At 67.0% G+C, this 5,688-nt stretch carries 5 protein-coding genes; 1 reads left to right on the top strand and 4 read right to left on the bottom strand.

All coding sequences use genetic code 11. From position 1 onward, the window contains the following. From VL52_RS22590 to VL52_RS22580, 3 genes are all read right to left on the bottom strand, one after another. Positions 1-239, bottom strand: a 239-nt coding sequence (locus tag VL52_RS22590; protein ID WP_046159152.1) for a type III secretion protein HrpQ, incomplete at its 3' end; no start/stop codon positions are given. A gap of 12 nt (positions 240-251) precedes the next feature. Further along, complete coding sequence (locus VL52_RS22585) at positions 252-1,730, bottom strand: EscC/YscC/HrcC family type III secretion system outer membrane ring protein (protein ID WP_046159151.1); 1,479 nt, start codon at positions 1,728-1,730, stop codon at positions 252-254. After that, positions 1,727-2,128 (bottom strand): hypothetical protein, encoded by a 402-nt coding sequence (locus tag VL52_RS22580; protein WP_046159150.1) that lies wholly within the window; start codon positions 2,126-2,128, stop codon positions 1,727-1,729. Before VL52_RS22580 ends, VL52_RS22585 begins: the two co-directional genes overlap by 4 nt. A 273-nt stretch (positions 2,129-2,401) precedes the next feature. Between VL52_RS22580 and VL52_RS22575 the strand changes: the two genes are divergently transcribed. After that, the gene (locus tag VL52_RS22575) at positions 2,402-3,040 is read left to right on the top strand and encodes a two component system response regulator (RefSeq protein ID WP_046159149.1); all 639 of its coding nucleotides are present in this window, start codon (positions 2,402-2,404) and stop codon (positions 3,038-3,040) included. Between the two features lie 4 nt (positions 3,041-3,044). Here the strand turns inward: VL52_RS22575 and VL52_RS22570 are convergent. Next, positions 3,045-5,688: two component system sensor kinase (locus tag VL52_RS22570; RefSeq protein WP_046159148.1), on the bottom strand; the 2,644-nt coding region annotated here is incomplete at its 5' end.

The following is a 5,688-nucleotide window of genomic DNA, read 5'->3' as shown; positions in this document are numbered from 1 at the left end:
ATCGCCGCATTGGGCGGCAAAGGTCCGGGAGGACGGCTGCGGCCGCCCACCCAGCACGGCGTGCGGCTGCCGAGGCTGACCGCGTCGGCCGAGACTTCCAGCGTGGCGACGGCCCCGCCTTCCAGCGGCAGCGAAAGGTCGCTGTCGCCGCCGCCGACCGAGAACGGGCCGAGCGGCAAAAACAGCTCGCGTCCGGCCAGCGGGCCGTTCAGCAGCTTGAGCTTGAAACTGGCGTCCATGATCGTTCCCCCCTACAACTGCCGCGGCTCGGCCTTGATCAGGAACAGGCGCACCACATTGCGCTCGCTCTTGGTCGTGCTGCGGAACAGGCCGCCGATCAGCGGCAGATCGCCCAGCAATGGAATCTTGCGCACGCCCTCCACGCTTTCGTCCTGGACAAAGCCGCCCAGCAGCAGCGCCTGGCCCAGGTTGAGCCTGGCCTGGGTGGCGATCTCGGCGTTCTGCACCTGCGGCAGCGATTCGGCGCGGCTGATCGGCTTGTCCTGGCGGCCATCCTGGATGTTGAGCGTGAGCAGAACCTTGTCGCCGTCGGTTTCGTGGATCAGCCGCGGCGTGACGCGCATCAGCGCCCCAGCCGTCACCGACTCCAGCTTGGCGTTCTTTTCGCTCACCAGCTTGGTGTAGAAAGTGACGCTGCGGTCCAGCACCGCCTGCACGTTGTCCAACGTCACCACCGACGGGCGGGACACGATCTTGGCCTTGGACTTCTGCTCCAGCGCGGAAAGCCGCAGCATGAAGTTGCCGGAGTTGGACACCAGCGACGAGAAGCTGTCGGACGCCAGGCCGCCGTCGCTGTTGAAGCTGACCGTCCCGCCGCCGATGCGGGCCGATCCGGACCAGTCGATGCCCAGTTCGTTGATGTCGGCTGCGTCCACGTCGATGATGGCCACCGATATCTCGATCAGGCCCGGGCGGCGGTCCAGCTTGGGAATCAGGTCGGCGTACAGCGGCATGTTCTTCTTGCGGTCGCGGACCAGCACGGCGTTCTGCCGCGTGTCGGCGGAGAACATCGGCAGCCCGCTAGCGTCGGCGGGCGCCGGCGTCTTGTTGTCGGGCAGCGGCAGCGCCCTGCCCTGCGCCATCTCGCGCAGCACCGACACCACGCCGGGCACCACCACGTTCTGGCTGCGGTAGGCGTAGCTGCTGTCCCCGGCGTTGGCGTACTTGAGCGGATAGATGGCGATGGTTTCCTTGTTCTGCTCCTGGTTAAGATTCTGCTCGTCCAGCTGCTTGGCCAATGCCGCCACCCGGGTCAGGCACACCGGCACGCCGTTGACCTGCAGCGCGTTGGCGCCGCCCACCTGGCGCAGCCGGCAGGCGGCGCCGTCCAGCAGGCCGCTCTGGCGGATCAGCCCCTCCAGCTCCGTCCCGCTCAGATAGGCCGGCGTCAGCAGCGCCTGGTCCATCTCCTGCGCCTTGTAAACGTACAGCGTGTTGCCGTCGTAATACGGCAGCAGCTGATACAGCCGCGACAGCTCGGACAGCGCCTTGCCGCGCGGGCTGTCGCTCAGCTCCCCGGCATAGGCCTCCGTGATCCTGGGGCTGACCACCACCGGCAAGCGGTAGTTGGCGCCCATGTCCTTCAACACCGAGGCCAGCGGCGTATTGCGGCTGGAAACGAAAAAGGGCTGTCCGCGCCAGGGAATGGGTTGGGCCGCGGCGGCGCAGGACGCCAGCGCGCCGGCCATCAGCAACGACAGGAATTTCATGCGTATCTCCCGGCAATGGGCAAAACAAGGGGGGGAGCGCGGTCGCGCGCGGCCAGCAGCGCCGCCAGCGCCAGTTGTTGCTTGAGCAGCAGGTCGAACTCCACCTCGGTCAGCCGTTCGGGAAACCGGCGCAGCAGCCACAGGCTGTCGTCGGCCAGGTATAGGGCGTCGTCGCAGGCTTCCGGGGTGGAGGCCAGCAGCAGGCAGGCTTCCGGCGCTTGCGACACGGGCCGATCCAGGGTCAGCGCCACGGTCAGTCCCGCGTCGAAGCTGCGAGCGCGCGCCCGGTGCGCGCCCAGCATGCCGGTGGCGACCGACCCGGCGGCGGACCAGCGCGGCTGTGCCAGGCGCGCGGCCAAGCTGCGCAATGCGGAATGGGGATCGAGTGCTTTTTTCATGCCCCCATGCTGCCAACAGGCGCTATCGTGAAATATCCGGCCTACACCTGAATTTCACGCCGCGCCTGTCCATGCCGCCTCCCGGCGGGGCAAATGGCGGCGGCATGCCGCGCAGGCGGAGCGACGGCTTGATGATTCACGGATATAAACCTAATTGGGCATGTCAAAGAACTTAATAATGACTATGATTTGCCCCATAGGCTTATTGTGAATTCTGCTGTCACAGAGAAAATTTCAATTAAAATTAACACTTTATTTACAAGGCCTAGCCAGATGAGTTCACTCCCCCTGCGCGTCCTTATCGTTGAAGACCACTCGCTGCTGATAGACGGCGTCCGCTCTTTGCTGGCGGACCGTCCGCGTTACGAGGTTGTCGGGGCCGTATCCGATGGGCTGGCCGCCTACGAAGCCTGTCAACAGCTCAATCCGGATTTGGTGCTGCTGGATCTGGGCTTGCCAGGCATGGACGGCATCGATGTGATTCACCAGTTGCGCCGGCGTTGGCCGGCGCTGCGGGTGGTCGTATTCACCGCGTCCAACGAGGAGCACCGCGGCCGCGCCGCGCTGACCGCGGGCGCGCTGGCCTACGTGCTCAAACAGAGCCCGCAGCAGGTGCTGCTGGCCGCGCTGCAGCACGCGGCGCTGGACAAGACCTATATCGACCCCGCGCTCAAGCTGGAAACGCTGGACACCACCGAGCGCACGCTGGGAGAGACGCCGCTGACGCTGCGCGAGCGCCAGGTGCTGAAACTGGTGGCCGAAGGCCGCCGCAACCGCGACATCGCCGAGCTGCTGTCCATCAGCCTGAAAACGGTGGAAACGCATCGCCTCAACCTGATGCGCAAGCTGGACGCCCACAACGCCGCGGAACTGAGCAACTGGGCCCGGCGGCTGGGCGTGCTGGAGTTCTGAGCCCCTACAACACGCTGTCTATCAATCTTCCCAGCGCCTGCCACGCGTCTTTGCGCAGTCCGGCGCCCTGCTGCAGCTGCGCCTCCCAGTGCTCCACCGCCTCGCACACCAGATGCAGCCCGGCCTGGCCCGCCAGCCCCTTGAGCGCATGCAGCAGATCCAGGCTGGCCGCCTGATCCTGCGCGGCCACGGCCTCGCCCAGGCGCAGATAGCGCTGGCGCAAATCCTGCTCCAGCCGCCGCAGGAAATCCGGATCCCGCGCCAGAATGGGCTGGTCGCAGCCGGCGTTGGGCTCCAGCTCCATGCCGCGCGTCAGTTGCAGATCGGCGACGAAGTCCAGCATATGCGCCAGCATGGCCGGCGTCACCGGCTTGGTCAGATACTCGTTGAAGCCGGCGGCCAGCAGCCGCTCCCGCTCGCCTGGCTGGGCATTGGCGGTGAGCGCCACGATGGGGCAGTCCGGGTCCAGCATGCCGTTGGCCTCCTCGCGCCACAGCGCCGTCGTCTGCCCGCCTGACAAGCCGGGCATGCGCATGTCCATCAACACCACGTCGAAAACATGCGAACGCCCCAGCGCCAGCGCGTCCTCGCCGCTGGACGCCTCCATGGTGTGGTGGCCCTGCAGGCGCAGCATGCGCCCGACAATGTCGCGGTTGGTGTCCACGTCATCCACCACCAGCACCTGCAGCGACCAGACCGAAACCGGCACGTCGCCGTCGTCCAGCCGCGAGCCCGGCGCCCCGTCCGGGTCCAGCCACTGGCGCAGCCGCGCCGGCAGATACGCCAGTTCCGGCGCCTCCAGTGTCGGGTTGGCGCCCGCTTCCGGCTGGTAGCCCCAGGCGCGCAATTGCTCATGCAGGCGCTCCGGAGCCACGATGGGGCCGAGGTCCGGCACCATGTCGGCGCACACCTTGCCCAGCGGCAGCTCCAGCTGGAAGCAGGCGCCGCGGCTGGCCGGCGTCAGATACAGATCCCCGCCCAGCAAGCGCGCGAGGCTGCGCGCGATCGGCAATCCCAGGCCGCTGCCGGAAACATGGTTGTCCAGCTGATGAAAAGCGGTAAACACCTCTGTCCGCTTTTCCTCCGGTATGCCCGGCCCGGTGTCGTGGACGCTGAAATACACCCGCCCCTCCACGCTCCAGGCGCGCAGGACGACCCCGCCGCTCGAGGTGAACTTGACGGCGTTGCCCAATAAATTGATCAGAATCTGGCGCAGTCGCAGGCCGTCGGTATGCAACTGCCGCGGAAAGCTGGTCGCCGCCTCGGTCTGCAGCGACAGCCCCTTGTCCAGCGCCTGCAGCTGCACGGTGAGCATGGCCTGGTCTATCAATTCCAGCGGGTCCAGCGTGGCCGGCGTCACCACCATCTGCCCGGACTCGATCCGCGAGAAATCCAGCAGATTGTTGATGATCTCCAGCAGGTGGCCGGAGCACTTCAGCGCGGTGTCCACCAGATCGTGCTGGCTGGCGGTGCCGCCGGTGCGGTTGAGCAGCATCAGCGCGCCGACGATGCCGTTCAGCGGCGTGCGGATTTCATGGCTGATGCTGGTGAGCTGCTCGCTCTTGTTGGCGCTGGCGCGCTCGGCCCGGTACCTGGCCTCCTCCAGCGCCGTCGTGCGCTCGGCCACCTTGGCCTCCAGCTCGGCGTACTGCGCCTGCACCACGTCCAGCAGGCGGTTGTAGGCGCAGGCGATCTGCCCCAGCTCGTCCTCGCCCGCTTCCGGCAAACGCTGCTGCGCGCTGACATCCGCCTGGGGGCTGATGGTGCGGACGAAGTGGCTGAGCGTCCGGCCCAGGCTGCGCTGCAGCACCGCGTACAACAGGCCGACCAGGGACACCAGCACCAGCAGCGCCATCGGCAAGTGCCGGGGCAGCGCCGCCAATGCCCTGTCGGTCAGCACGTCCGCCGGATAGAACAGCACCATGCGCCAGCCCGGCGGCTCCACATTGGTGCAGATGGCGCGCACGCCCTCCACCCGCCGCGAATACGGAGCCACGCAATCCGGCAGCGAAGCCGGCAAGCCGGGAGGCGTCCACGGCGGCAGCGGGGTCAGCGCCCGGCCCGCGCCATCCAGCCAGGCCAACCAGCCCTCGTGCAGCACATCCAGCTTGTCCAGGCCGAAATTCATCGACAGCTGCACCGTAATGCCTATCAGGTCGTTGCTGGCGGCGTCCTCGGCCGCCACCACCAGGCACCATTTGCCGTTGTACGACTGATAGGGGCGGCCCCAAAGCACGCCGTCGCGCACCGGCTGGCTGCGCAGGTCGCGCAGCTGGGACAAATGCTGCTGGCTCTCGATTTGATGCTTGGGGCCGTTGGCGCTGGACAGCGCGATGCCCTTGTCCATCACCACGAAGGTATTCACCAGATTGCCCAGGCCGCCGCTGCCGAAAGCCTCGACGAAGGCCAGCGCCCGCTCGACGCGCGGCGGCGCATCCCGGCGCTTCTCATCGAAAGGAATGTAATGGGCGCTCAGGTAATCACCGCTGCCCACATTATCTGACAGGCTGCGCCAGCTGCTGAGCAGGGTGCGCACGTCGCGCGACACGCCTTGCAGCTCGGCGCTCTCCTGCGCGGCCCGGTTGGCGGTTTGCGCCTCCAGCCGCTCCACCAACTCGCGGCGGGTGTCCTGATAGTCCAGAAACAGG

This window comes from Chromobacterium vaccinii, from assembly GCF_000971335.1.
Classification (GTDB): domain Bacteria; phylum Pseudomonadota; class Gammaproteobacteria; order Burkholderiales; family Chromobacteriaceae; genus Chromobacterium; species Chromobacterium vaccinii.
This window is presented reverse-complemented; position numbering and strand designations above follow the sequence as displayed.

Coding starts and splice junctions, on each gene's coding strand:
- VL52_RS22585 (WP_046159151.1), bottom strand. CDS start 1,730: ATGAAATTCCTGTCGTTGCTGATGGCCGGCGCGCTGGCGTCCTGCGCC.
- VL52_RS22580 (WP_046159150.1), bottom strand. CDS start 2,128: ATGAAAAAAGCACTCGATCCCCATTCCGCATTGCGCAGCTTGGCCGCG.
- VL52_RS22575 (WP_046159149.1), top strand. CDS start 2,402: ATGAGTTCACTCCCCCTGCGCGTCCTTATCGTTGAAGACCACTCGCTG.